This is a genomic window from Vibrio sp. F13 (assembly GCF_020806305.2).
GTDB lineage: Bacteria > Pseudomonadota > Gammaproteobacteria > Enterobacterales > Vibrionaceae > Vibrio > Vibrio crassostreae_C.
Genome location: NZ_CP170177.1, coordinates 82,580 through 107,190, shown reverse-complemented (window position 1 = coordinate 107,190; position 24,611 = coordinate 82,580). Strand labels below are relative to the sequence as shown.

Below are 24,611 nucleotides of genomic sequence, written 5' to 3'. Positions count from 1 at the left end.
ATTTGGTTTTACTCTAGGCTTATTTCATGAAAATTGTCTATGTCCGTGTCAGTACCCAAGACTAAACGTCCGACGTTCAAATTTAACAGCTAAACCAGTTGTTGGGCTTTGCGAGGGAAGGGGACATTATTCACGTTACCAAAGTCGATTGAATGGCGCGTAATACCATCGATGCATTGCAAATTACCGCTCAGCTCGCGCAAAAGAAAGCCGGTTTGGTTTTTCATGATTTGTGCTATTTGGAGCTCAATAGCTATGTAGGCCGGATCATTTACACCACCAAGATGGAAAGAAAACACATCTTGCAGCGCTGTAATGAGGGGGTTGGCACGAAAATAGGGCTTGTTTTTTCCAGCTTTACGTTTCATGAAAACGGTTGAGGGGACGTTTAAGTGTACTGGGTTTTGTTTTTATGTTCGATGCAGTTTTTAGGAGGCCGCATGACAGTTTGTCCCACAAGATCCGCCGAGACATATCTAGGTGAATTCGACCGATTTTGACTCCACCGTAAAGGCGGTTTAGGTACATGAGGTGCTCGTTAAGGATTTCGAATCTACCGACTCCATAAGACTAGAAGACAATCTAGGTTAAGGTGTCAGGATTATATATTGTGACGGCGTAACAAGTTTTGAGCCGATGCGAGAAGATTACGTTTGCGAAGAAAGTAGAAAGGACGAGAGAAACAACGTTCGCGTATCGGCCTCTTCTCTTTATGACGACTAGGAACAGGCTCTTAACGTCGATATCACGTTAAATAATCGTTAATATTTACTTCATCAATTTGCTCAGGCTGTAAATAGTCATCAGTAAGACGTTTACAAACCCTCGAACTTAAAAAAAAAGCGAACAGAGCAGGGTCAACGCTTCAAAGAGATCGGCAATGGCCATGACTTTTGTGGTAAGAGGCATCTCTGAGCCCGTTAAGCCCATAGGTTACACTTACCATTAATTTTCTCATGGTGGCCTCCCGCAATTTTTGCCAAGTTTCGAATATGTTGTGGGAACGGTAGCTACTCCAAAATATGGATGGTTTGAACAATGTGATCGTTGATGATAAACCGTTCTTTCTCTGTTAACGTGCCGCTCTGAATACCTAAGTTGTGCATTTATCCTTTATTCGCCTGATATTGCTTCGGCTGGGTATTTATCTTTTTTCGTGTACTGCTTCATTTCTTCTGAAGATGTACCGAGTTGTTTACTTAAGGTTAGAGTCCACATTCGTGAGATGATATTAGGTTCAGTTGGTGTGATAAACTCTGCTCCCAAATTAAGCTGAGCTAAAAATTAAAAATATTGATTCAACTGTTCACAATTTTCTATTAGTTGATCTCACCATCCAACTGGATACGCTTGCACCAAAGACTTCAATTTCGTAATTTCTTCCTCACGTTTAAGAAGCTTGAAGCGTATTCTTACTTCGTGGATCCGGTTATAAATCGCTTCCAGTTTTGTTGCTTTTTTGACCACACCTTCGGGTGTCGTGATTTTTCCACAGTCATGTAGCCAACTCGCCATTTTCAACTCTTGCCACTCTTTTTGAATTAAGAAAAAAGTGGTCAAAAGGCGGTAAGGTAGATTCTTGAGCTGCGCGAGTTAACCACTCGGCTAAGATTGGAACACGTTGGAAATGGTTTCTGTATAAAGGGATTTTTTGTCTAATAATCCTGCAATAAATTTGATGAATTGGTTAAGGAGTCATGTATGGTTTATGGTGTGCACGACATGGAAATTTGATTCGATAGGGACAGCAAGGAGTGCCTTGAAAAGACATTTATTGCCAGAGTTTGTGTGCTATCCCGTCAGTAGCCTTGATTCATACCATGTACAACGTTGATTTGATGAATTTAGTTGACTTAGGCTGGCGCTGCCAACCGTAACCTTGATGTGCTTCGTTCTATTTTTAAGTATGCTGTTCAGCAGCGTCTTGTATGGAGAATCCTTGTGATGGCATTAAGCAAAACCGTAAAAAATAGCTTAATCACACATCTTAAGTATGGAAGAGCCAAAGCAGCTTAAAATCGTTTTAAGGTGCTAAAATTGCTCCTTTTAATGGGTTGTCTAATTTAAGAGGTGACGGGGCTGAGATGGTCTTTTGTCAAAAATGATGAATGGCACCGCAGTTGTTAGGTCATAAGCGTATTCCGTCAACGCTTCGTTTGCCCATGTGAATGATGCGCAAGTATCGCTATCTTCTGAGGCGATAGGGGAAGTCATTCGTGGAATATTATCAGGTCAGTTTATGAGTAAACCTAAAAATCGAAAAGTGAGAGCATCCAAACCTAAACAGACGAGCTCCCAAGCGCAGAGGAAGACTTATCAAAGCAATGCCAACACGTACTGATGAGGAAGTTGAACGGTTTAGGTATCTGTGTTGATATTAGGATGTTAATTGAGTCGATTCTCGGGCGATAACTCACTCTAGTAAGGGCTAATTTTCAAAGTGATAGACGCAGAAGTGTCTTAATATTAACCAACAATAGTCTGGTAAGTGTGTTACCTTGGTTTTTATCCCTACCGCTTAGTAGGGACTTCTTTTCTTTTCCGAACTCGCATCTCGGCACTCCTTAGTTGCCCTTCTAAGCCTCACCGCAGGCTTTAATTATGTCCATTTCAACCCAAAAGTTAAGAAACATCTTCAAATTCACTAGAATTGAAAATTTCAAAACCAACTACAATGTAACTCATATCGCTCCTTGGCTACCACTTGCTCAGAAAGTGAAACCTGTCATCCCTTCGGCAATTATATATTGCGAAGGTAATTTCGGTGAAATTGATGGTAAAACCGCTAATGGGCTAGTGAGGCATTCATTAAGCTATCGTATTCTATCGGTTATTGATAGTGTATCTGCCGGCTTAGATGCTGGAGAAGTACTTGATAACAAAGCCAATGGAATACCGATCCTTGCCAATGCTGAAGAAGCTATCATTCACGCGGAAAGCATTCCTGATTACTTCATCTTTGGCATTGCGCCATCAAGTGGTTTTTTATCTGACTTAGATAAAAGCATCATTTTAAATGCCATGTCACTAGGAATGAACATCGTAAATGGCTTACATGAATTCCTAACTGATGATCCTCTATTTTTAGAAGCTAGCTTAAAGAATAACGTTCGAATATTCGATACTCGCAAACCCAAAAGTAAAGGCGATCTGAAAACGTTTAGCGGGAAAATACATAACGTTAAATGTCCGAGAATTGCTGTAATGGGGACGGATTGCGCGCTAGGAAAACGAACAACAGCAACAATATTAGCGAATGAACTGACTAGAAAAGGCCTTAACGTCGTTCTGATTGCCACTGGTCAAACAGGTATTATGCAAGGCGCACAATACTGCGTTGCACTCGATGCTGTCCCTTCACAATTTTGTGCCGGTGAGTTGGAATCTGTCATTGTACAGGCCTATGAAAAAGAAAATCCGGACCTGATTATTATTGAAGGGCAAGGAGCCTTGAGTCATCCTGCGTTTTCAACCAGCGCATTTATCTTACGTGGCAGTTGTCCAGCGGGTGTGATATTGCAACATGCTCCTAAACGTTTATATCGTAGTGATTTTCCTGATTGCCCAATGCCTTCGATTGCTTCAGAAATCAATCTTATCGAAACGTTTTCTAATACCGATGTTATTGGACTAACACTGAATCATGAAGATATGTCTTTAGATGAAACCTGTCGTGCGATAGACAGCTACACTACCGAATTTGGTATACCGGTTACTGATGCATTATCACAGCCTGTCGAACATCTACTGCACATCGTAACGTCAGCCTTCCCTATGATAGCAAGAAAACTGGCCGCAAAAGGGTGAACTGCCCTAGATTAGACATTGATTGTGGGAAGATTCACCATAACGCTCAGTACCTGATCACTCAGCTCTCACTAAAAAATATATCCGTTACACCTGTAACAAAAGTCTTCCTCGGCCACCCTATCATCGCACAAGTTCTTATTGATGCTGGCGCAACAATGTTAGCCGATTCAAGAATGGAAAACCTTCAAAAGATGACTGAATCAGGCATTGCTATCCCTAAAATGCTGATACGTACGCCCATGCTAAGTCAAGTGGCGAGTGTAATAAAATACAGTGATATGAGTTTAAATTCTGAAGTTGAAGTAATTCAGAGGCTTTCACATGCAGCGGAACAACAAAATTGCCGTCACGGTATCATTATTATGGTTGAGCTTGGCGATCTCAGAGAAGGTGTGATGCCGAATCGCGTGATTGATTTTATCCGAGAGATTATTTCTTTACCGAACATCACGATAAAAGGAATTGGTGCGAATTTAGCCTGTCGGTATGGCGTCGCTCCAAATGAACAAAATATGAATATTCTTTCTGATCTTGCCGATGGAATTGAAGCTACATTTGGGGTCAATCTAGAAATTATTTCAGGGGGTAATTCTGCTTCAGTTAACTGGGCTCTTCAGAGAACAGGCTTAACTCGAGTCAATAACCTTCGTATAGGAGAAGCAATTTTTTTAGGCTGTGAGCCTTTAGAGCACGAAAATATCAAAGGCTTACATACGGATGCGGTTTCTTTGACCGCTGAAGTGATTGAATCCAAGATTAAACCGACTTTGCCTTGGGGAAGTCGGGGGTTAAATGCTTTTGGTGAAAAAGAAAACCTTCAAGATAGAGGGGAGGTATCACAAGCTATTCTGGCATTAGGCCGCCAAGATGTTTGTGTCAGCGGGCTTAAGGCTCCGAATGGGATTAAGATCATGTCTTCAACTAGCGATCACTTTGTCCTTGAATCCTCACAGAAACCACTACTTGTAGGGGAAAAAGTCACATTCAGTTTAGATTACAGTGCGCTCTTATCTTCTATGTCTTCACGTTATATCCATAAATATTTTAAGGCACCTAAAGGGAGAAGAAGCGCATAATGCTACGAACAACAGTAATTTTCTTCGTCAGTGTCATGCTTAACGGTTGTCAGATAAGCCCAATAAAATCTAATGGGCTTGCCGATTATAGAGCGACGGTTATCTCAAGCCAACTGCCACAAGAGTTAGGCTCAATCACACTCGTAAATGCTCAGTCAGAGGGCAATAGTGTCACTCTTATTTTCGTAAAAAAGAAAACTTTGAATATGGACAGCTTAGTAGAAAAAGTCGCCGTTAGTTTTTGTGACAACATCGAAATAAGACCACTATTAGAGAGGGGGGTCTCTTATCGAATCATTACCTTAGGCAAAAATGATAACGTAGAAAGCCTTAACGTCATTTCTCTAGCTAAGTGCTCTAATTGAATGCTCAGCAGTCGAATGGATAAAAGCCAATACGAGTTGTTCAATGTACTAAATGACACTATTTTATTAAGGTTTGACCGCCTTACGCCTTGGGAAAAAAACTTTATCACGGACCTACACCACAAAGCTTTAACTAAGCAGCTCATTTCAACGAAACAAGAACAACTTGTCTTAAAAATTTCAATGAAAGCCTACAAATCAAAGAAGAAAATCGAACATTCCAACTTTTAATTTAAGCCTGTATATACTTAATCGGTTGTTGCTTTCGCATTTGGCTTGGAAAAGAAAATTGCTGGCTGTTGGAAGTCATCAAAATCCATTTCATGAGACTCTGTTGAGTTCTTGTCTTTTTCTCAAATTGAACTTCAAGGTCTGTTTTTCTCTGAATCTGCTTAACACGGCTAAATATCCTATTTTGCGAAGAGACCTCGCAACCCCGGAAGTAGAGAAAATCACTCGATCTTAGTTTGTTATCAAGAATGGCTCAGTTAAGTAACGCAAGCTACATCCAACTACTATCAATCTCTAGTTTGGTTTTGATCCGCCAAATCTCTTCAAGCCGAAAGGAAATGTCGGATAGACGGCACCTGTTACCAGGTGCCACCCTCCTCAGAACCGTGTGCAACTTTCACTGCATACGGCTCAAGCCTCCACAAAGGCACAGTGAAGCACCCAGTAATTAAATCGTTATAGGACTAGAGCGAGACCAAAAGTTGATCGCAACATTAGCTCTTCGTGTTAATTACCTTTGCGATACGCACTTGAAGCTTTAATACCTCGCCAATGAGCACTCAGTAATTGAGAGACCACGGTTCGTTGTAAGAAGATGCACTAATTTCATTCGAAATCATCATTTGCTTTTCTTCTTCAATAAAGTTCTTCAAACTCTTTCGCAACGGGAGACCAGTTAGAAGTCAGCTCGCTTTCGCGCCAGATAAAAATCTGTATCCACTTCATTACAAAGCGGCATTTGCTTTCTCTAACCTCCTTTACCTGCATACCTATCGGCCACCTTCACAGGTAGCTTTCCCATAGGGAGGTATACAGGCTTACCCTGTTCCGTATGTCGCGTAAAAATGTCAACTTAGATGCCCACAATGGTGCGGAGAGTACAATGACCACGAAAGAGCATTGTCCAATCTCTTTCCGACTCTCGTTGCCTTTTGGCTACAGCGTATTAACCACTTCCGCTGTTTCATCACATAACGCGCCTTAAATGGATTCACATTACATTCATCATATTGACTCCCTAGCACTCACCCGATTTTGAGGTTATCAGGAGGAACATCCTCTCACGATTTTGCTCCCGCACAGCCTAACGACCAAGCTTCGTTACGTTGTCAGAGCCGCTGCTTTATTCAGGCTCTTAGGGTCATCTGGTGATACAGATGGTTCACTCTGCGTGGTGAACAACGCTTCATACGACTTCAGGTCGCACGGACAATTATGAGTTAGATAAATTGCAGTACAAATAAAAAGAGGTCTCCTTTACCTGTATTAGTTCCTATTAGCTCTGATAGGTCCCGAGGCGATAAGTGGGGGGACGTAAAGCAAACAGAACCAGCGTGGTAGGTCACGTCGATTCAGTGATTTAGTTATTACTACCACTGCGTTAATGGTGAAACGAGTCTTCTCTATGCCATTGAGATCGCTGCAAGGGTCTATCGATTCAATATTTAGGCTAGCTTCATGTTCCGTTGAGCTGCCCACATAACAAAAGTATCATTCGCCATGCAAAAGAGGTAGATATCTCATCTAAAACAAAAGCAAGAGGCGCAATGCTGTGCCTAGCCATTGAGTAGAGAGGCATCAAGGTTTATGGTGAAGGTAAGTAGGAAGTAAAAAACCTTGTTCAGATGGGAAGCTTAGAGTATGGCGAAAGTTACACTTAGCGGTCGATACCAAGACGCCGGAAATCCTTGCTGCTGAGTTAAGTTTATCTAATGTTACCGGTGGAGAAGTGCTCCCGAACTTACTCAAATAAACACGCCGAAGTCTCATAGAGGTATCTGGCGATGGCGCTATGACACGAGGTCTTGTTACTATGCAATTCAGATTAAACTCGCGTTTGAGCTCATCCCCCTCCCGAAATCTCGCGGCTGGTTGCCCGGAGGTGTCCGGTTCCAATAAGTATTGGAAACAGCGGTCTGGTTATCACAAACGTTTACTTTCATAAACTTAGACATGCTCAAAGCGCTGTAGAAGCTTGGGATGCCTGAAACCTGTCGTATTGATTAAAAAGCATATCAAACGGTGAAAAATGGTCTCTCAACTGAATTACGCGACAAAGCGGCCGTGCTTTATTGTCTTCTATTTCACCCATCCTTCCAAAGCGCATCAAATTCTTGGGCTTCAAGGATGTCTTCAATGCGGCGACGAACTTTGGTCTGCTGCTTTAATTTTTCTGGCACGGTTTTACTTGGATATGGTAAGGCGTGGTTGGGTTTAAGCGGTATTTCCATGCGCTGATGGGCTGGTACGGTTCTTTTGTCCATGAGGTGTTCTCCTTATTATGAATCAATCCCACTATTTTAATATTTTGGCTGATGTCGTTCTCTTCAAGTTCATTCTGGGTGCGTGCTTGACGGGGCCAGAATGAACTTGAGGTGTAATGTATTTGGCGATGTGGTCAATTTCTTTTTTAACGACTTTGCTTTGAGTGGACGTTTTCAAAACAAGGTCTTCTGGATGTCTTGGAACCAATCCAAATTCAATTGAACTTCTGCGAGTCGCTTTTTGAGGATAAGGGTTTGACGAGCGTTTAATTGCGGTTGTTTCAAGGTTCGTTCGTAATATTGACATACCGTGAGGGTGGTTTTGATGCTGAGGTCTATCTCACGGCTTAATTCTGTTGGTGCGAGAGAATGATTCATCAATTTTATACAAAACGAATCTCTATGCTGACAGGTGGCCACCGGTGTCGATAGCCAGTTAATTAGCGCTTGTTTACCAAGTTCGGTGATAGTGAAAGCGTTGCCTTTTGAAGCACAGTTCGCATGCGCTTCTATCCATCTTTCTTTGTGCAATACCTTAATCTCTCGATAAGTATGCTGTAGGACGGCGCTCCAATAATGGGATTTGTTGATTTCTTTGGTGACGCTGTAACCTGAGTGGGGGTTTTCATTTAAATACGTCAATATGACGTAACGTAGTGACATCTTTTTAGTTCCTTCAATTATTACAATGCGGTCGGCTTGAATGCGCTGAGATGTTAAGTGAAACGACTTTCATCATTATTGGGGCGATTATTAACCTGACGTCTTTATGCTTCTTCTTGTCAGCTATCGCAAGAGGTTGAAGGGTAATTAATAATTAATAATTATCCGTTTTTTGATTTTGAGTTGTTGATAGGCTTTGTGGTAACCATACCGCTCTTTCCAATATTTATTTGAGCCGTATAACTTCTAGCTGCCCATTGCGAGATTTCTAGGATGGCCACGCTCCCAGAAGGCTGCCCCTTCTCTTGGGGGGAATAAGCGCAACGGCTCGCTTAATCTTAATAGCAGCGTGACACGATCTCGTGTCGTAAGCGCCATCACCAGATACCTCAAGGGTGCTTTGACGTGTTTGTTTCAGTAAGTTCGGAAGAACTTCGCCATAAACCTTAAGGCCAGTAGCATCAATGGCTAGGTACTGTATTGCTCCTCTCGTTTTAGTCTTAAATGAGACCTCAACTTGCTTTGTTCTACGACTGATGCAAGTGTAATGCGGACAACTTAATGGAACATGGGCAAGTCTAAATATCGAGTCGATAAATCCTTGTAGCGCTCTCAGTGGCCGCGTTTCACCATGAGCGCTGTCGTGAGAGCTAAATCACTAAACCGACGTGGTCTCCCGCGCTTATTCGGTTTGCTTTGCGCCCACCTGCTTATCGTCTCTTCATCAATCCATGAGGCTAAGAAGGAGAGTGAATGTAGTTGCTCAGATCATAGGTTGCTGACTTATTTCCATTGAGTTGCGCAAAAAACCGAGGGGAATAAATTAAATCATAAATTAATTGTTTAATTGATGGGTTTTAAGCATTTTATCAAGATGACTACAGTCGTCACATTTATTTTAGTCATTATTATAGTTTCAAAGGATATTTGAGTGAAAACTCCAACTAGTTATATTTGTATTGTTATCGTTGTTCTGGGTCGCGCCTTAAGAGATGACTGCAAAGGTATATTTTTCAGACGTAATAAATTGTTTATTCATTTGCAGATAAATTTGGATAAATAGTTATCTTCCCTCATTAAAAAACGGAATTTAAGCGTTATTCTTTGATTTTTATAAACTCGAATCTAGCATGAAAACTTTAATTTATGAGGATACATTCATCATGCAATATGGACAATCAAGGATTGACGCTGCTTTTCAGAATTTTATAGACAGTTTAACTCAAGCAGATATTTGTAAGCTTCAATCCCAATTTTCAAAAAAGCCTCTGGTTTGCATCGCCGATATACTGCCAGAAAATTTGTGGCTTGAATTGAGTGAGGAAGCATCAAACTTAGTGGAACATTATGGCAAGCGAAAAAGTTTGGTTGTCAAAGAAACTTCGGATACCGAACGTAACATGATCACAGTAGGAAATACCATCTGCCGTGAAAATTCGCCTTTAATTGCCGCCATTTATGATTCTAGACCATTCCGACGCTTTCTCTCACATATAGCTGGTGAAATCGTTCACCAATGCCCAATTGAAGATGAGCAAATTGCAATCTCATTACTTGAGCGGAAAGGTGATACTCATGGGTGGCATTGGGACGATTTCAGTTTCGGTCTTGTTTGGTTAATTGATATTCCGGACGCGTCGTGTGGTGGGTTCACGCAATGTATTCATAATACTAAGTGGGATAAAAAAAATCCCGCGGTTTATGACGTCATTACTAATAATGCCATTGAGTCTTATCATTTCAACAAGGGCGGTTTTTATTTTTTCAAATCCGGAACGACATTACACAGAGTGCACCCTCTGACAAAAGATTCACGTCGATTGATCGTTAATATGGATTGGGCTTCAACGAGTGATCTTGAAAGAGAGCTGTCCATTGAGACAACTCTAGATATCTATAGTTAGGGACGACATTATGAAGCACAGTAACAGATCACGTCACACTATTATCAAGGAGCTCGCCACTTACATTTCGGGTGGAGCAAATTCACCAGGGCGAAAATTCTCTGAAGTAACCACGCCAATGATCATAGCTGATAAAGCGAGTGGTTCATATATTTGGGATTCTGAGGGTACTCGTTATGTCGATTTTATAATGGGGTTAGGTCCCTGTTTGCTGGGTCACTCACCCGATTGTGTGGTTGACGCGATCAAAGAGCAGGCATCTAGGGGATTGGTACTTGGCTTAACTCATAGGAGTGAAGCTGAGCTTTCAAAGATAATAGTTAACTCTTCAAAGCACATAGACAAAGTTCGTTTCACCTGCAGCGGTACTGAGGCTGTAATGACTGCCCTACGTATAGCTAGGGGGATTACACAGAAACAAATAGTGGTGAAGTTTTCCGGTGGGTACCACGGTCATTGTGACACTATATTAAGTGGTGCTAATAAGAAGGAAATTTCTGATAATTTCGGCACGGACGGCATACATTCAAGTTTCAAAAACGCCACAATTACTTGTCGATATAATGATATAGAGCAGATTAAATCGATTTTTAGCCAGTACAGTGATGAAATCGCTGCAGTGATCATTGAGCCCGTTGCCACTAATATGGGGTTAGTGCCAGCGCAAATAGAGTTCTTAAAAACACTGAGAGTATTATGTTCTAAACAAAATTCACTGCTGATTTTTGATGAAGTTGTCTCTGGATACCGATTTGGGTTTGGTCCGGTTTCAAATGAGTTGGGAATTTATCCAGACCTTACAACATTTGGCAAAATAATAGGTGGTGGTCTAGCAATTGGCGCATATGGCGGCTCAGATTCTGTTATGGCGCAAGTTAGTAATGAAGGTGGTGTATTCCAAGGTGGGACCTTCGCTGGGAATCCACTGACAATGACCGCAGGGATTAGTACGTTACGCTCATTAGAAGATGGAAGTGTCTATGAAGGACTTGACGCGATTACTGACGTTTTTACAAGAGAGTTGAGTTACAAATTTAAAGAGTACGGTATCAACTTCAATGTTGTAAAGAAAGGACCATTGGTTAGCTTAATACTTGTTGAGTCGTTGACTAATCTCACCTCTTTGGATGACGTCCAGAAGCAAGATCAAACCATTTTTTCCTCGCTACATCAAAAACTCTGTGAGCAGGGCTATTTAATTCCACCAACGATAGAAGAGCCACTGTTCTTCTGTAGTCAACACACGGAGCAGCAAATACTTGAGTTAGCTCAATTAATAGCCTTTCATTTAAACACCATATGCCACGAGTAAGTTATGTCATCTAATATTGTATTAAAAAAAATACTACATCAATCTCAACTCTCCCCTGATGCTGTAGCGATTAAACAAGGTAGTAAAAGCATACGTTACGTTGATTTAATATGCCATGCTCAGGAATTGTCAAGTGAGTTACTAGAAGCTGGTCTTTCCCCAAGAACTATTGTGCCTATTATTTCACAAGGGGGAATTGACTATGTTATTTCATTGTTGGCGGTTTGGATGACCGGTGGTGCTTTTGTTCCCTTAGATGTAGATACCCCGAAGGCCAGAATGGCCAAAATGTTAAAGACTATTGATTCCGAGATAGTTATAGCTACTACCAAGCAATATGCCTGTCAGACGAGTATATATTACGACCATACTGTAAATTTGCCAACCCAGAATATTACGTTTGAATTACCTGAACCTGGAGCTATCTCGTATGGTTTTTTTACATCAGGAACCACTGGCGAGCCAAAGTGCTGCCTAAATCAGCATGCAGGGTTAGCCAACCGGTTTGACGTCATGTCCAAAGCTTTTCAACTTGAGCTGGGTGATGCAGTTTTACAAAATAGCAAACATACTTTTGATTCATCACTTTGGCAATTGTTGTGGCCGTTAACGACTGGTGGCAAAGTAGTTATTCCAATGCGAGAAGGGATTCTTGATATACAAGCAACATTGGATACTATCAGGGAAGAGCAGATTGTAATGGCAGACTTTGTCCCTTCTGTTTTAGGGGTTTATCTACAGTATATGGCTTCTAGGGCCAGAGGGAGTGACTACTTTAAGTCTTTTAGGAATATTCTTGTTGGGGGAGAAGAGGTATCTCTCAAGTTGATAAAAACTATTAGGTTATTGTGTCCATGGATCCAAGTCACTAATACATATGGACCAACAGAAGCTTCCATTGGCTTCGTGTTTCATCACTTTAACGGGAACGAGGAGAATAGTGTTCCACTGGGTCTTCCTATAGCCAACACTAGTTATGTAGTGCTGGACGACCAACTCAACGAAATAAATAAACCAGGTGTCTTGGGACAAATTGCTGTGTTAGGTGTTGGTTTAGGGCTCGGTTATCTTGGTCTTCCAGAATTAACAACTCTCAAGTTTAGAAGTATTAGGCGTAGTTCAGGCGATTATGAACCCTGTTATCTAACGGGTGATATAGGAAGCCTTGAGAATGGGGTCTTATTTTTCCATGGGAGAGAAGATAGCCAGGTCCAATTGAATGGAGTTCGTCTTGAGTTGACAGAAATTGAAATGGCGCTCGAGGCTATTCCAAGCATTTCATGCGCTAAAGTCGCCGTAGATGAAAATGCTAACTCTAAACAAATTTTGGCGGTGGTAACTGGGAGTTCGGCCGTAGATGAAAAAGATGTACGCCAAACGTTGTCTGAAAGTTTACCTTCGGAGTTCATACCCCAAAGAATAGTAAAAGTAGATGATTTTCCAAGAAACAACAACGGAAAGATTGAGAGAGCCAGTCTTCTGAAGCTTTTCAAGGACACTGAAGCAGAGTGCAGCCTTATCCCCGAACTTGTTAATATTCTGTCCAACTATTGTGTCTCTTCTGACATCGCGCCAGAAAAGAGTTTTGAGGAACTAGGGATTGATTCAATCAATCTGCTCTGCATAGCCATAGATATTGAAAAACAGCTAGGGAAAAGGATCTCATCTAAAGACATAGCCAGTATATTAACGATTAGTGAATTGGAATCTTCGGTTACCAGTAGCTCGACTAAAGAATTCAGGACCAATATTGAAATGTATTCAGGACCAGTTAGTCACCTATCATTTACTGAATCCGTTTTTATTTCTGGAGCAAGTGGTTATTTCGGGGTTCATTTATTATGTGAATTGCTCGTAGAGAGTAGTCATAAAGCAACTTGTTTGGTGAGAGCAAGTTCTGACGAAAACGCAAAGTTAAGGTTAATTGATTGTGCAAAACAGTACAAAATTGAGAATCAAATTGATTGGAAGCGTGTAACAGTCGTAGCTGGTGATATCACGCAAGATAAGATGGGATTATCTTCGGAAAGGTATGATCAGTTGGCTCTTCATACTTCTCATATTCTTCATACGGCGGCAGTCGTTAACTTAAACAAGAGCTCAGAAGCATTACGTTTAACTAACGCAGAAGGTGTAACAGAAGTATGCAAATTTGCTCTTCGTGCAAACGCACGTAAATTTCACTACGTGTCGAGTCTGGCTGTTGAAAAATTGATAAACAATAATTCGAGCGCTGAAGTGAGTGGGTACGCCCAGACTAAGTTTGAAGGAGAAAAGCGAGTCACAGAACTCACTAAGTTTAATATAGAAGTATCGATTTCGAGAGTAGGGGAATTGATGCCATCAGACAAATATAAAGTGCCGAATAGCAATTCTTTATTAGTTTCCTCTTTACGTGTCTTTAAGTCGCTAAACCAACTTGTTATCAACCATGGTAATGTATCTTATACGCCAATCGATGTAGCTTGCTCGGCGATAGTCTCAATCTTTAATTCTAAATTAGAGATTTCTTATCCCCCCCAAATATTGGCTCTTTATCCTAGTAAAAAAGTCGATTTTAGGTATCTGCTTGAGAGCCTTCTTCCAAGTCAGGTTTCTATACAATACAAAGAACCCCAAAATATTATTGATCAGATAATCACAAAATCATCGGTTTCAACCTTGGAGAAACACGATATTTTGATTCTTGATGCGTTGATGAGTGCCAACGAAAACGAACAGTGGCACCTGTTCGATAAATCTAGTGAGCACTTAGAACCGAGAAAATCAGCGCATTATTGGCCACTTATTGATAATGATTATTTACATCGAAACTTAAAGGAAATCTGATAATGATAATTGAATACACCTGTAATACTCTTCCTGAACGTCAGGATGTCTTTGAACTTTATCAATCTGTAGGTTGGAGTTCGGCACATAAACTTGATGAACTTATGCTCGCCCTTAATGGGGCTCACACACTGTACTGCGCCTACTCAGAAGGACGCTTGGTCGGTCTAGTAAAAACTATTTCCGATGGCTATTTAGTTGTGTACGTGAGCCATTTGTTAGTACTTCCAGAGTATCAATCGAAAGGTATTGCCAGTGAATTGATGAGCAAGACCATGAAAAAATACCAACACTTCCATCAAAAAGTTTTACTTGGTGATAATCAAGCATTTAGATTCTACGAGAAGTTTGGCTTTCATGTTGCAGATATTAAACCTATGTGGGTTTACGTAGGCACAGACCATTAAAAGGCAATGGCATGGACATTACCACAATCTTATTATTTACAGCTTCAATTACGCTACTATCAATAGTACCTGGTCCAAGTGTGTTGCTAGTGATGATTCAAAGTATGGGGGTCGGGCTTAAGTCGGGTTTAATAACGACCTTAGGAATTGTCATAGGTGCTATGTTATTTTTTAGCATTGCATATTTTAGCATCAATACGGCACTTGCTCAGAACGGCGTCCAAGGAATCTATCACTTCGTACAATTTGTTAGTGCCATATACTTAGGGTGGATAGGCTATAGTCTAATTATTGCGGCTTCTCCTCATTTAAGTGAAACCGATATCTCAACGTCTGATTTCTCAACAAAGGAATTTTTTGCCGGGCTATCTATAGCTATGGGGAACCCAAAAACTATCCTTTTTTATGCTTCTATCTTACCTAGTTTTGTTGACCTTACGAATAGTAATATCAGTGATTATATGATCTGTTTGGGGATTGTCGGTATTTCGACGGCACTAGTGCTTTCGATGTATGCTGTCATTGGTTACTGGATGCGGGCACATATAGTGTCAAGATACATTGAACAGTGGGGCAATAAAATTGCAGGATTTTTCTTTGTTTTAATGAGCCTTTACCTTATCTATCTTTTTTCGACGAGTCTATAAATTGGGGAAGCGTAACTGTTTGTAGAGTCTTTTCTTTCACAAAAATTTGGTGAGGGAAAAGTTGTCTTACCTTCATATGAATAAGTGTTTTCCTATTTGATAAGGGTGCTCTACACTTGTCAGACTGACTGGTTTGCTAAGTGACAAGAAATTACTGGACTTAGATATTCAAGTGCACTGTGCCTTCTTGTTCGGTAATAATTAACCTCGATGTATTCGAAGAGTGCTTGGCGCAGATCTTCTCTCGTCATTATCGGCTCGTATTGGACGTTCTATTTTCATTAAGTGGAAAAACTGGCGTTGACGCCCCTATATCAACACTTACGTCATAACTGAAAGGTCTTTGAATGTAATTGGGTAAAGTTAACGAACTATATAATGTTTCAAACACCTTTGTATTTCCTTTATTGAAAGCCCTTTCCGCTTTACTACATATAATCTTGTTTTTGACTAATATTGTTCTAGCTGCATTTTCAACCGCAAGCTCTTTCTCACTTAACTCAGAGTCAAAAACTCTTGGTGTGGCTCATGCTTTTTCCTTGAATTAGTAAAGATGATAATTTTTCAATATAAATAAAACATAAATTATTTAAATGTTCTTATTGATTGATTGAAATAGTCTATTGTCAGTTTTACCAATTTTTTAATTCCATCAAAATTTTCAAAAAATCATATTTTAGGCGGGGGAATGGACAATGAAGTTTAAAATAAGCACTATTGGACTATCAATCGGAGCGGTATTATTTGCCAATAGTGCTAACTCTTTCTATTTTATTTTGGATGAGGGGGAAGCATGTAAAACTACAACTCTTGAAAAAGAGGTTGATGATTTTCAAGAGGACATCTCACCGATATCAGAAAAAGAAACTCCCATTGGCCAAAAGATTACTAATGAAGAAATTGGTGAGGTTATACCAGAATTTGAAACCGGAGCAATGGAGTTGGCAGAGAAAATTGGTGGAGCTATTGGCGTTGTAAGTGGTGGATTAGAATTGCTTGACGGCATAGAAAATAAAAATGCTGATGAAATCACTGGTGGTGCCGTTCTTTTGGGCTCCTACATAGCCCCGGAAATTGCAGGGGAAGTTATCGGCTCAATTTTCTCCGAGTCAATTGCGGAAGCTATAAACCCAGTTATAGGTGTTCTCATCGCTGAAGGGATTGCAATTTATGGTGATATAAAAATGGCTGGGGTCATCAACAAGATGGAAGAGTCCGATCGCACTTTGATGGGTGTCTACTCAAAAGCAATTGATAAAACAGACGCATCACTACTAAAGCTTAAAAAAATAATCCGAGGTGATAATGATGAGATTTATAATTATGAATATAAACATTTTGGAGAATTAACAGTTGAATTATATAAAAACAGTTTCCACAAATTAGCATATAGATTGATTAATGATAATTACTCTAATAGAGTAGATAAATATTTCAAAGATAACACAGTATCCACCCCAATAACCACGCAATTCGTTTCAAGTGAATTACCAGTAACTATTAGCCACCTAATCGGATTAAAGGAAAATTTAAAATACTGGTATTCAACCTCATTGACAGGGAAGAAATACATAAGCAGTTTCGGACATGTCCCATTAAATAATGCAAATTTCCATCCATCATATGAAGGCACAAACAGCATCCGATTTTCAAAATCGATAAAAAATGTTGCAATACCAAATATGCGTTGGTTGAATGATGTATTTTTCCCAGTTTTAGAGAGGACATTAGATGTAATATATGACAATAGCGATCATCTTGTTGTTGAATTCAAAGATATGCTTACAGATACAAAATTTATCCATAGTCTTCAGGAATCAATGATAGCCCCATATAATGATGTTCTAAAAAAATACTATTCTTGGTTATATTTTGGGCATCATATTTTGAAAAACCTTGATTATTCAGAGGTAAAGATTGAAGAAGGTTTTCTTATTTTTATATCGATATTTATGCCAATTGAAAGCTCAATAATTCAAGGCTCTGTCATGAATGATATTAAATCCAAAATTGATGTTGCTCCATTTATTTTTGCCATAACAAAGTCACTAATTAGCCAAGGCGTCGATGTGACTGATGAGACCAAGTTTACAAAATTAATTAATGATGCATATTCGAAAATTGGAGAGGAACATTCCACCCTTAAAAACAAAATTATGAGTTCTTATCATGCAGCTAAAGACCTGGTTAATACTAAATTAGTAGATAAATCAGAAATTTCATTAAAGCCAATCAGTCAAGAAAAATTAAATTCGCTTATTGAGAAAATCGATAAACATGTGGCTGATGGAAGCCTAAAGAAAAAGGTAGATGTTGCATTAAATGATGCTGTTTCATTAATGAGTCTACAAGGTGGTGATAACTATGAGACATCATTACGATTCATTGATTATGCTCAAATGACTAGCTCTATTCAAAATAGTTACTTTAACGTTGTGGGCGCATTAATCGATAATTACGTGAAGAAGCTACAAAAGTTAAGTGATTGGGAAAATGAAGCCGCTGCTGTAATCTTGAGCGATTTACGTGACGACCTGGTTGCGCTAAATAAAAACAGTAAACTCGTAAATTACTCTTCTCAAGAAGTACATAAATATTCAAGCGGAAACTTTGATTGGCTAGCGTTTAACTCAACTCCTTTTTTAGATGAAGATAATAATAAAATAATTAGGTACCTTGATGACACTATCAATTTATGGGTTCCTGTTTCTCAAACAGGACCACCCATGCGCCTGCATCACGCCAATTAGGTCGAATATTGTGATGGGAGCAGGGAAAAAGTATCTTAGATAAAGTTTTAAAAATGATTTTTTTGAGTTGATTAACTAAAAATCAAGACTATAGGAAGAGGCACTAGTTTAATTAAATCAAAGGATAATCCATTTTGATGTCTAACGTTCGAGCGACCTAAGGTTAAGAGCAAGCGTATTTCTCTTGCGTCATGTTATCCAGACAACATTGTAAATACTAATGTGGTTCTTAAAGGTGCAGTGCTAAACAGATAGAAGTGTGGTGAGAGATTTTAAGTCAAATAATCCGAACGTTAGGTGAATATCCGCTTTTGTAGTTTCTGATGTTATTGAGGGGAATTACAATGGGTTTGCTTCTCCTTTCCCCGGATTACCATAGACCAATTACTCCTTGAAGAGGTGAATCATGATGGGAAGAAAATATAAAATTAAATATCTTATAAATACATTTTTGATATTGCTACTCTCTGCAATTTCATTTAGCTCGATGTCTGGGAGTCTTGAAATTGATGTAACTAAAATAAATCCAAGTGAATTAGACTCGATCAGGCCGAAAATAATAATTCAAAATGGGGAGGCAAGGCTTTCAAAAGTCGGTTTCTCTACTGAAAAGTTAGTTTTAGATAAACCCTTGGAACATTCAGAAGCTAGGAAAAAGCTATATGAGAATGTAAAAAGTATGCTTGAAAAGAACAAAAATATTTTGGCTGATATTGAGGAAGGTAAAATACCATTTCCAAATGAAAGTACTAAAAGTAGCGTAACAGAGGCTTTGCAGTTCAATGACGATTTTTTAGAAAGTGCCTCTGATACCTTGGGCTCAGATGTAATAGATTCTAATAAATTATACTTTTCAACTTCATATAAAGGTGAAAATGTAGTGATTAGTGAGGTTAAGGATTGGACTGCATTAGAAAAAAGAAGCATATCTCAAGTGATGTCAGACCCCGATAACATTGTTAACACTAGGCTTAATAGACCGGGAGCGGTTAAAAGAGCGAGTGTTGAAAATGGTAGGGAGATAATTCGAGATTTAAAGAAAGGCGGAGGTGAAATAAAGAAGGTTACTGCTTTTATGATCTCGGATGTTCTTGAGACTAATTATCGAAGGATGGGTTTTTCAACACCTAACTGCTTTTAGTTAGGCATTACATGGCGCAAGAGGTCGCTAAAGCCAAACTGAAAGAGATAATTATGATGTCAAAGCAAGCAGCAGAAATATATAGATAACTCGCATTAAAATTGGATTTTTATGACAGAATAAAGCCCACCCATAGCACATATATATTGAATCAACTTGAAGGTGCAGGTTTGAGTACCTAAAAATTATCATTAATCTGAGATGCCAAAGAGCCTGCGATCTCTGGAAGAGTCACAGAAAAAATTGGTCTATCGCCGCCTTGAAGTCTCGTTTAGTTTTGAAGTAAACGTTGTTTCTCGACTTCTCGTGGCTTTGTTGCAGTACTCAACCCACTTTGTCTTTTGACATCATTAAGCGACTCGGTAGCTGTCGGGCATACCAAGCTGTGTAAATCATGCCGCTAGCATCATTTCCTGTTGTTGTTTTCAAAGTCTCTACTGTGTAATTGGGGACCTAATGCAGATACGCCACTAAATTTCTCATCCTTTTAGGATTGCGAGCGTCGACAGCAAGCAGATTATCTTTGGGAGGAATGATTATATCGGCTTCAGGAAATTTGCTCGATAATGCGTCCTAGACGTCCTCGGTATCGTCCATTTTATCCGCTGAAACATGGTCTGCATCTATATCAATTTTTTCACACAGTGCCCCTACGGCCCCTCATTCGGTTTATATGTGGATTTGAATGCGGGCTTCTTAAGACCTAGTTGAGATAAGCGCTTAGAAGGAGAGGTATAGTCTGGACAGGCTAGATCTGCGTCCCCCATTCTTTTTAATAGATTATCGATGAGACCTTGAAGTTGGCGTAGGGGCTGTTTGAAGACCAGTCTCAAATAATGTCACGCTCTTATTGTGCTATCAGGGTATTGGGGATGAGCCTGTTCCATCATAAGTGCGTTGCTCACTCTGCCAATTATCCATAATGTCGCCTGATAATCAGATATCAATCCGCCCTCGGTCACGCAATATAATTGGTTTGTCGGTAGGTGTGTTTTTTTGAAGTGTTGACGCCTGGATTGATTGTGTTTGTAAGGTATGATTATGAGAGTGAATACATCAAGGTATGATAAGAATATAGGAAAAGGCTCTCAACTCAAAAATTGGCGATTAAATGAGCGCTTCAACAAAGCCGCTCAAGAGCGACAAGAAAACTTTGGCACATTGAGAGCCAGAGTCCTGGGCGTTAGACGTTATTTTCAAAGAAGATTAGCAACGTTGTATTTATGCAGTAGGCTCGGTGCTGAAATTAGAATTCAAGGTTATTCTTTTTTTAATATAATTTACATTAACTTATTAACTTATTAACTTATTAATTAATTTTTTAAATGTAATCATAATTTAAAATTAATTTCTTTTGTTTAATTTTAAGATTATTAGTAATAAAATTAGGGGTTTAATAATGAAACGAGTTATATTTGACAATCATCCTTTATTATCGCAAGAAGAATTAGAAATGTTAGCTATGGTTGTAGGTGGTCGAGGAGAGGAGGGAGGGGCAAGTCGCCTAGGTCGGATTAAAAATGATCGTGATTTAGAATCGAGCTGGAAGCAGGTGGAATTTGCGGCTTCGTTAGGAATAAATTTTATAGGATAATTTTGAGGTTCTCAATTTCCAGTTAGCAATTTCTCCGTAAATCCTCGCCCGCTTTTAGGGCGAGGATAGGCTTTGTTGCGTAATTAAATTTAGAGATAGAGCTACTTCGTTTCGTGTGTTTCTTAGTTAATACGACAAGCTTTAGGCATACCTAACCCAGTAAGCTTGTTCAACGCTTTTATCATCGCGTAAGTCTCACCCACCTGCGCATTGTAATTTCTTAAGCTCAATCGTCCTCCTAGTAACTGTTTAACTCGATACATCGCTGTTTCTGAGAGTGAACGTCTGTGGTATCCATACCGCTCTTTCCAATACTTATTTGAGCCGTATAACTTCTGGCAACCCACGGCGAGATTTCGAGGATGACCACGTTCCCAGAAGGCAGCCCCTTCTCTTGGGGGAATAAGCGCAACGGCTCGCTTAATCTCAATAGCAGCGTGACATGCTCTCGTGTCGTAAGCGCCATCACCAGACACCTTAAGGATACTTCGGCGTGTTTGTTTCAATAAGTTAGGGAGGACTTCTCCATCTGTAACCGTCGATAAACTTAGCTCGGCTCCAATAATTTCATGAGTGCTTGTATCAACTGCAATATGCAGCTTTCACCAGACTCTACGCTTGCCATCTGTCCCGTGTTTTTTGACTTTCCATTCACCTTCGCCATAAACCTTTAGGCCAGTCGCATCAATGGCTAGGTGCTGTATCGCTCCTTTCGTTTTTGTCTTAAATGAGACCTCAACTTGCTTTGCTCTACGACTGATGCAGGTGTAATGCGGACAGCTTAATGGAACATGGGCCAGTCTAAATATCGAGTTGATAAATCCTTGTAACGCTCTCAGTGGCATAGAAAACACGCGTTTCACCATGAGTGCTGTCGTGATAGCTAAATCACTGAATCGACGTGGCCTACCGCGCTTATTCTGTTTGCTTTGCGCCCACCCGCTAATCGCCTCTTCATCAATCCAAAAGGTCAGAGAGCCACGGTTAATGAGTGATTGGTTGTATTGCTGCCAGTTGGTTGTTTTGTAACGAGGTTTAGGCATAGAGCTACGAGTGAGAGTGGAGGTAGCTGATCAGATCGTAGGTTCTTGATTTAGTTCTATTGAATTACGCAACAAAGCCTATCGGCATAGCCTGCAGGCTTTTGAATGGCGAGGAAGTAGATATAGCCAGAGAGTTTTTCGTTACAGCTGGTACGCACAGATTTGAGTCGGTTGAAACTGTTATAGCTATAAAGCGTATAACAAAAAAGCGTATAACAAAGCTCTACATTTAAAGTCTCATATGCACCGCAAGCATGGTGTCACGCTGAATCCTAAAAAGGACATCAAGCCACTACTTGCAGTTGCCAAGAAATCGCGTAAATACCAATGGTTGAAGTAATATGATTCAATCGCCTTCCAGCAATCTGTGCTTAATCTTCACCAAGGCTTTAATAACTTCTTTAATCCGAAGTAGAAAGCGAAGTAGAAACGCGACAGAGGCTCCTTCGGGGCGAGTCCAATACACGGCAGAGGGACGAGCCTAATACTTAGTGGGAGAATCTGCTAGTTCTATGCCAGAGGAAGACATAAGTCGTAATCGAGTGAGTGTTACCACCCAACCCTCAGATTTCTTCTTTTCGAATCAGGGCAGGTAAAGCTCTCTCTAAACTTGGGGCCAGTTCAATTAGCCCGCTTGGGGTTTTCCGACCTAGAATTAGGTTTAATTATGCCGAAAAGTTATGCAAAAAGGAGCGTATGATTTGCCTTTTGCCGTTGTAGAAGACTAAGAGCTATAAAGTTTATCACGTCTGACGTAGGCTAAGGTCGCCCTTTCACGAATTAAGGAGGGCGTTAAAGGGAGAGGTTCTAGGCGGGATCGGCGAAGTTAAGGTGAACACCGTAACAATCTGAGCATGTGTGAATGCCAAATCAAGTGATGTGTTCTGCTGGGGTTCTGAGCAAAATAGGAAAAAGAAAAAAACGACATATGAGATCGTTGATGGTTACTGTCATGGAAGCTGGCCGGGAGCAACTAATGAGAAAATAAAACACTGCTCTCAACGGATCTTGTGGGACTTCCCTTTCGATATCAACCTCTAATCCATCAAGTAACGAGCTTAAAACCTAAAGAACATGAGTACTGCTGAGGACATTTTTCTGTTGAGATGTAACCAGTTCCGCTATTGGCATGCAAGATTCCCAAATCGTCTACTAATTAGATGGAGGATGAATTTTTCGGGGAAATGTGTTCAATACCCCAATCAGCTGTAAATCGTAGAACGATTAACAAGGATGCCGTGTTCGGCCAACGTATAACTTAGATTGGCAGAGCTCAAAGTCGTAGAGGCATACCAGCGAACACACCAAAGAAGGAGGTTAGGGCGAAGTTTTGCCATTTGAACTCAAAGTTGGCCAGAGGGCGGGATTCGTTAAAACTCTCTTCTGTATATACATTATTACTGCGCTTTTCTAAATTTTTCATTATAAATTATAAATTATAAATTAATTATTATAAAAATAATGATTAAATATATATTTTATCATTGTGGTCAAATATGGGATATAATATATGAAATTTCTAAAAACAAATTCATTTAAAAAACTATGTTTACTCGCTTTTTTATTTAATATTAATAGCGCTTTTTGCTCTTCCACTGGACCTAGAGAGGAACCTTTTTCGAGGCTTTATCTTGAAGGCACCTATGTGAATTTATCGCCAAATTCTAAAATATACGCCAATAATAGAATGCAGGCCGAAATTGAAATTTATTATCAGTTGAAATCTAATTACACGTTTGACAATGCAAGTCTCAAAAAACTCTATACGGCGGAAACGATTGACTCGCTCTCCGTCTCAGATTCTCACAGCGGGTATGTATTAGATATCAGGCTTGAGGATGGAAGTAACCGAAACAGACGAAGAGAAGGCTATAGGAGTGTTTCTAAGTTTGTTTCAGGTAACCGTGCAGATGTTTATCATCTGTGTGTCCAAGCGACGGCCACCAATAATATCACTGGTGAATCTCTTACCCAAAATACTTGTAATGGAACCACAAACAAATCTTCTGCCATCGTCGAATTGTTGACCCCAAGAACCTTTACCAGTTCAGATTTTACCTACGAAACAAGCAATAGCGGATGGAGTGATGGGGCCATTCTTCATCTCAATAAGTATAAGCCTAACAATTTTACGCTCCAGAAAGTTTGGCAAGAAGGGGGGCTGAGATTTAATAATGACCACCATAGGTTGCTGGGGACTTATAGCAACAGCCAGTCCTCTTCCGCCTTATACTGGATATATGATACAGATGCTGGCCATATCAACATACCATTTTCAACTACCTATGACACTGGCTGGAAAGACCGGGTTGTCTATGGCGATCTCAATACAGATGAGGCCATTATATTCGTCAGCTCATTTGGGCGCGGTATTTACAGCAGCAACTCTGCTAACATCTCTAAAGCATTTCCTCCCTATGACTGGAACCAAAGTATTAGTCCTGATGGAAAAATAGTGTATTTCGAAGATAAATTTGGCAATAGAGGATACTTTAGTTTTTCAAGAACTAGCTACAATGATTATTTCGAGGAAGGGTACTATTTAAGAAGAATACATAGTGAACATAATTAATAG

The 24,611-nt window shown here is 39.9% G+C and carries 16 protein-coding genes and 9 pseudogenes; 16 read left to right on the top strand and 9 right to left on the bottom strand.

Features of this window, described 5'->3' with window-relative positions; all coding sequences use genetic code 11:
• Positions 1–86 precede the first annotated feature (86 nt).
• Positions 87–323, top strand: a pseudogene (locus LMH68_RS23325) (recombinase family protein); the annotation flags it as partial.
• 1,006 nt (positions 324–1,329) lie between these two features.
• On the opposite strand, the gene LMH68_RS23320 reads toward LMH68_RS23325, so the two are convergent.
• Entirely contained in the window at positions 1,330–1,515 is a 186-nt protein-coding gene (locus tag LMH68_RS23320; RefSeq protein WP_016800066.1) for a hypothetical protein, read from the bottom strand.
• 1,086 nt (positions 1,516–2,601) lie between these two features.
• Between LMH68_RS23320 and LMH68_RS23315 the strand changes: the two genes are divergently transcribed.
• The 4 genes and pseudogenes from LMH68_RS23315 to LMH68_RS23300 all read left to right on the top strand — a co-directional run bounded on the left by LMH68_RS23315 (position 2,602) and on the right by LMH68_RS23300 (position 5,482).
• Positions 2,602–3,807 (top strand): DUF1611 domain-containing protein, encoded by a 1,206-nt coding sequence (locus tag LMH68_RS23315; protein WP_016800067.1) that lies wholly within the window; start codon positions 2,602–2,604, stop codon positions 3,805–3,807.
• A pseudogene (locus LMH68_RS23310) lies at positions 3,804–4,929 on the top strand (alanine/ornithine racemase family PLP-dependent enzyme). Before LMH68_RS23315 ends, LMH68_RS23310 begins: the two are co-directional and overlap by 4 nt.
• Positions 4,886–5,251 (top strand): type II secretion system pilot lipoprotein GspS-beta, encoded by a 366-nt coding sequence (gspS2, locus tag LMH68_RS23305; RefSeq protein ID WP_016800069.1) that lies wholly within the window; start codon positions 4,886–4,888, stop codon positions 5,249–5,251. Before LMH68_RS23310 ends, gspS2 begins: the two are co-directional and overlap by 44 nt.
• A complete protein-coding gene (locus LMH68_RS23300) occupies positions 5,252–5,482 on the top strand; it encodes a hypothetical protein (RefSeq protein ID WP_016800070.1) in 231 nt (76 codons plus the stop codon).
• 13 nt (positions 5,483–5,495) lie between these two features.
• Here the strand turns inward: LMH68_RS23300 and LMH68_RS23295 are convergent.
• Positions 5,496–5,855: pseudogene (locus LMH68_RS23295) on the bottom strand (hypothetical protein); the annotation flags it as partial.
• 960 nt (positions 5,856–6,815) lie between these two features.
• On the opposite strand from LMH68_RS23295, the pseudogene LMH68_RS23290 reads away from it, so the two are divergent.
• Positions 6,816–6,965, top strand: a pseudogene (locus LMH68_RS23290) (transposase); the annotation flags it as partial.
• A 601-nt stretch (positions 6,966–7,566) separates the two neighbouring features.
• Here LMH68_RS23290 and LMH68_RS23285 read toward each other — a convergent pair.
• The 3 genes and pseudogenes from LMH68_RS23285 to LMH68_RS23275 all read right to left on the bottom strand — a co-directional run.
• Positions 7,567–7,746, bottom strand: a complete 180-nt coding sequence (locus LMH68_RS23285) for a hypothetical protein (RefSeq protein ID WP_016800071.1) — start codon at positions 7,744–7,746, stop codon at positions 7,567–7,569.
• Between the two features lie 174 nt (positions 7,747–7,920).
• Positions 7,921–8,409 carry a PadR family transcriptional regulator gene (locus tag LMH68_RS23280; RefSeq protein ID WP_102428398.1) on the bottom strand — a complete coding sequence of 163 codons (489 nt, stop codon included), beginning with the start codon at positions 8,407–8,409 and terminating at the stop codon, positions 7,921–7,923.
• Positions 8,410–8,658: 249 nt separating this feature from the next.
• Positions 8,659–9,150 (bottom strand): annotated as a pseudogene (locus LMH68_RS23275) (transposase); the annotation flags it as partial.
• A gap of 389 nt (positions 9,151–9,539) precedes the next feature.
• Here LMH68_RS23275 and LMH68_RS23270 point away from each other — a divergent pair.
• Genes LMH68_RS23270 through LMH68_RS23250 form a run of 5 tightly spaced genes read left to right on the top strand, consistent with a single transcriptional unit; the run spans position 9,540 to position 15,508 of the window.
• The gene (locus LMH68_RS23270) at positions 9,540–10,313 is read left to right on the top strand and encodes a hypothetical protein (RefSeq protein WP_229648115.1); all 774 of its coding nucleotides are present in this window, start codon (positions 9,540–9,542) and stop codon (positions 10,311–10,313) included.
• A gap of 10 nt (positions 10,314–10,323) precedes the next feature.
• Complete coding sequence (locus tag LMH68_RS23265) at positions 10,324–11,625, top strand: aspartate aminotransferase family protein (RefSeq protein WP_229648114.1); 1,302 nt, start codon at positions 10,324–10,326, stop codon at positions 11,623–11,625.
• Positions 11,626–11,628: 3 nt separating this feature from the next.
• Entirely contained in the window at positions 11,629–14,454 is a 2,826-nt protein-coding gene (locus tag LMH68_RS23260) for a non-ribosomal peptide synthetase (RefSeq protein WP_229648113.1), read from the top strand.
• A gap of 2 nt (positions 14,455–14,456) precedes the next feature.
• Positions 14,457–14,861 carry a GNAT family N-acetyltransferase gene (locus LMH68_RS23255; RefSeq protein ID WP_229648112.1) on the top strand — a complete coding sequence of 135 codons (405 nt, stop codon included), beginning with the start codon at positions 14,457–14,459 and terminating at the stop codon, positions 14,859–14,861.
• A gap of 11 nt (positions 14,862–14,872) precedes the next feature.
• Positions 14,873–15,508, top strand: coding sequence for a LysE family translocator (locus LMH68_RS23250; protein ID WP_229648111.1), 636 nt, complete (start codon positions 14,873–14,875; stop codon positions 15,506–15,508).
• Positions 15,509–15,627: 119 nt separating this feature from the next.
• Here LMH68_RS23250 and LMH68_RS23245 read toward each other — a convergent pair.
• Positions 15,628–15,802: pseudogene (locus LMH68_RS23245) on the bottom strand (IS3 family transposase); the annotation flags it as partial.
• Positions 15,803–16,203: 401 nt separating this feature from the next.
• Between LMH68_RS23245 and LMH68_RS23240 the strand changes: the two are divergent.
• Positions 16,204–18,258, top strand: coding sequence for a hypothetical protein (locus LMH68_RS23240; protein ID WP_229648110.1), 2,055 nt, complete (start codon positions 16,204–16,206; stop codon positions 18,256–18,258).
• 406 nt (positions 18,259–18,664) lie between these two features.
• On the top strand, positions 18,665–19,399 hold the full coding sequence (locus LMH68_RS23235; protein WP_132968965.1) for a hypothetical protein: 735 nt from the start codon (positions 18,665–18,667) through the stop codon (positions 19,397–19,399).
• Between the two features lie 178 nt (positions 19,400–19,577).
• On the opposite strand, the pseudogene LMH68_RS23230 reads toward LMH68_RS23235, so the two are convergent.
• Together LMH68_RS23230 and LMH68_RS23225 are read right to left on the bottom strand one after the other, a co-directional pair.
• A pseudogene (locus LMH68_RS23230) lies at positions 19,578–19,708 on the bottom strand (IS630 family transposase); the annotation flags it as partial.
• 341 nt (positions 19,709–20,049) lie between these two features.
• Positions 20,050–20,232, bottom strand: a complete 183-nt coding sequence (locus LMH68_RS23225) for a transposase (RefSeq protein WP_229648109.1) — start codon at positions 20,230–20,232, stop codon at positions 20,050–20,052.
• 566 nt (positions 20,233–20,798) lie between these two features.
• Between LMH68_RS23225 and LMH68_RS23220 the strand changes: the two genes are divergently transcribed.
• Positions 20,799–20,993, top strand: a complete 195-nt coding sequence (locus LMH68_RS23220; RefSeq protein WP_413756230.1) for a hypothetical protein — start codon at positions 20,799–20,801, stop codon at positions 20,991–20,993.
• Between the two features lie 122 nt (positions 20,994–21,115).
• On the opposite strand, the pseudogene LMH68_RS23215 reads toward LMH68_RS23220, so the two are convergent.
• Positions 21,116–22,036, bottom strand: a pseudogene (locus tag LMH68_RS23215) (IS5 family transposase).
• 208 nt (positions 22,037–22,244) lie between these two features.
• Between LMH68_RS23215 and LMH68_RS23210 the strand changes: the two are divergent.
• Both LMH68_RS23210 and LMH68_RS23205 read left to right on the top strand, forming a co-directional pair.
• Positions 22,245–22,448: pseudogene (locus tag LMH68_RS23210) on the top strand (virulence protein VsdF); the annotation flags it as partial.
• 1,098 nt (positions 22,449–23,546) lie between these two features.
• Entirely contained in the window at positions 23,547–24,608 is a 1,062-nt protein-coding gene (locus LMH68_RS23205) for a hypothetical protein (protein ID WP_229648408.1), read from the top strand.
• Positions 24,609–24,611 lie beyond the last annotated feature (3 nt).

Bases quoted from the DNA above. Each gene is read 5' to 3' on its own strand.
- gspS2 (WP_016800069.1), top strand. From the start codon at position 4,886: ATGCTACGAACAACAGTAATTTTCTTCGTCAGTGTCATGCTTAACGGT.
- LMH68_RS23285 (WP_016800071.1), bottom strand. From the start codon at position 7,746: ATGGACAAAAGAACCGTACCAGCCCATCAGCGCATGGAAATACCGCTT.
- LMH68_RS23270 (WP_229648115.1), top strand. From the start codon at position 9,540: ATGAAAACTTTAATTTATGAGGATACATTCATCATGCAATATGGACAA.
- LMH68_RS23300 (WP_016800070.1), top strand. From the start codon at position 5,252: ATGCTCAGCAGTCGAATGGATAAAAGCCAATACGAGTTGTTCAATGTA.
- LMH68_RS23250 (WP_229648111.1), top strand. From the start codon at position 14,873: ATGGACATTACCACAATCTTATTATTTACAGCTTCAATTACGCTACTA.
- LMH68_RS23315 (WP_016800067.1), top strand. From the start codon at position 2,602: ATGTCCATTTCAACCCAAAAGTTAAGAAACATCTTCAAATTCACTAGA.
- LMH68_RS23255 (WP_229648112.1), top strand. From the start codon at position 14,457: ATGATAATTGAATACACCTGTAATACTCTTCCTGAACGTCAGGATGTC.
- LMH68_RS23265 (WP_229648114.1), top strand. From the start codon at position 10,324: ATGAAGCACAGTAACAGATCACGTCACACTATTATCAAGGAGCTCGCC.
- LMH68_RS23240 (WP_229648110.1), top strand. From the start codon at position 16,204: ATGAAGTTTAAAATAAGCACTATTGGACTATCAATCGGAGCGGTATTA.
- LMH68_RS23205 (WP_229648408.1), top strand. From the start codon at position 23,547: ATGAAATTTCTAAAAACAAATTCATTTAAAAAACTATGTTTACTCGCT.
- LMH68_RS23280 (WP_102428398.1), bottom strand. From the start codon at position 8,409: ATGTCACTACGTTACGTCATATTGACGTATTTAAATGAAAACCCCCAC.
- LMH68_RS23220 (WP_413756230.1), top strand. From the start codon at position 20,799: ATGAAACGAGTTATATTTGACAATCATCCTTTATTATCGCAAGAAGAA.
- LMH68_RS23235 (WP_132968965.1), top strand. From the start codon at position 18,665: ATGATGGGAAGAAAATATAAAATTAAATATCTTATAAATACATTTTTG.
- LMH68_RS23260 (WP_229648113.1), top strand. From the start codon at position 11,629: ATGTCATCTAATATTGTATTAAAAAAAATACTACATCAATCTCAACTC.
- LMH68_RS23320 (WP_016800066.1), bottom strand. From the start codon at position 1,515: ATGGCGAGTTGGCTACATGACTGTGGAAAAATCACGACACCCGAAGGT.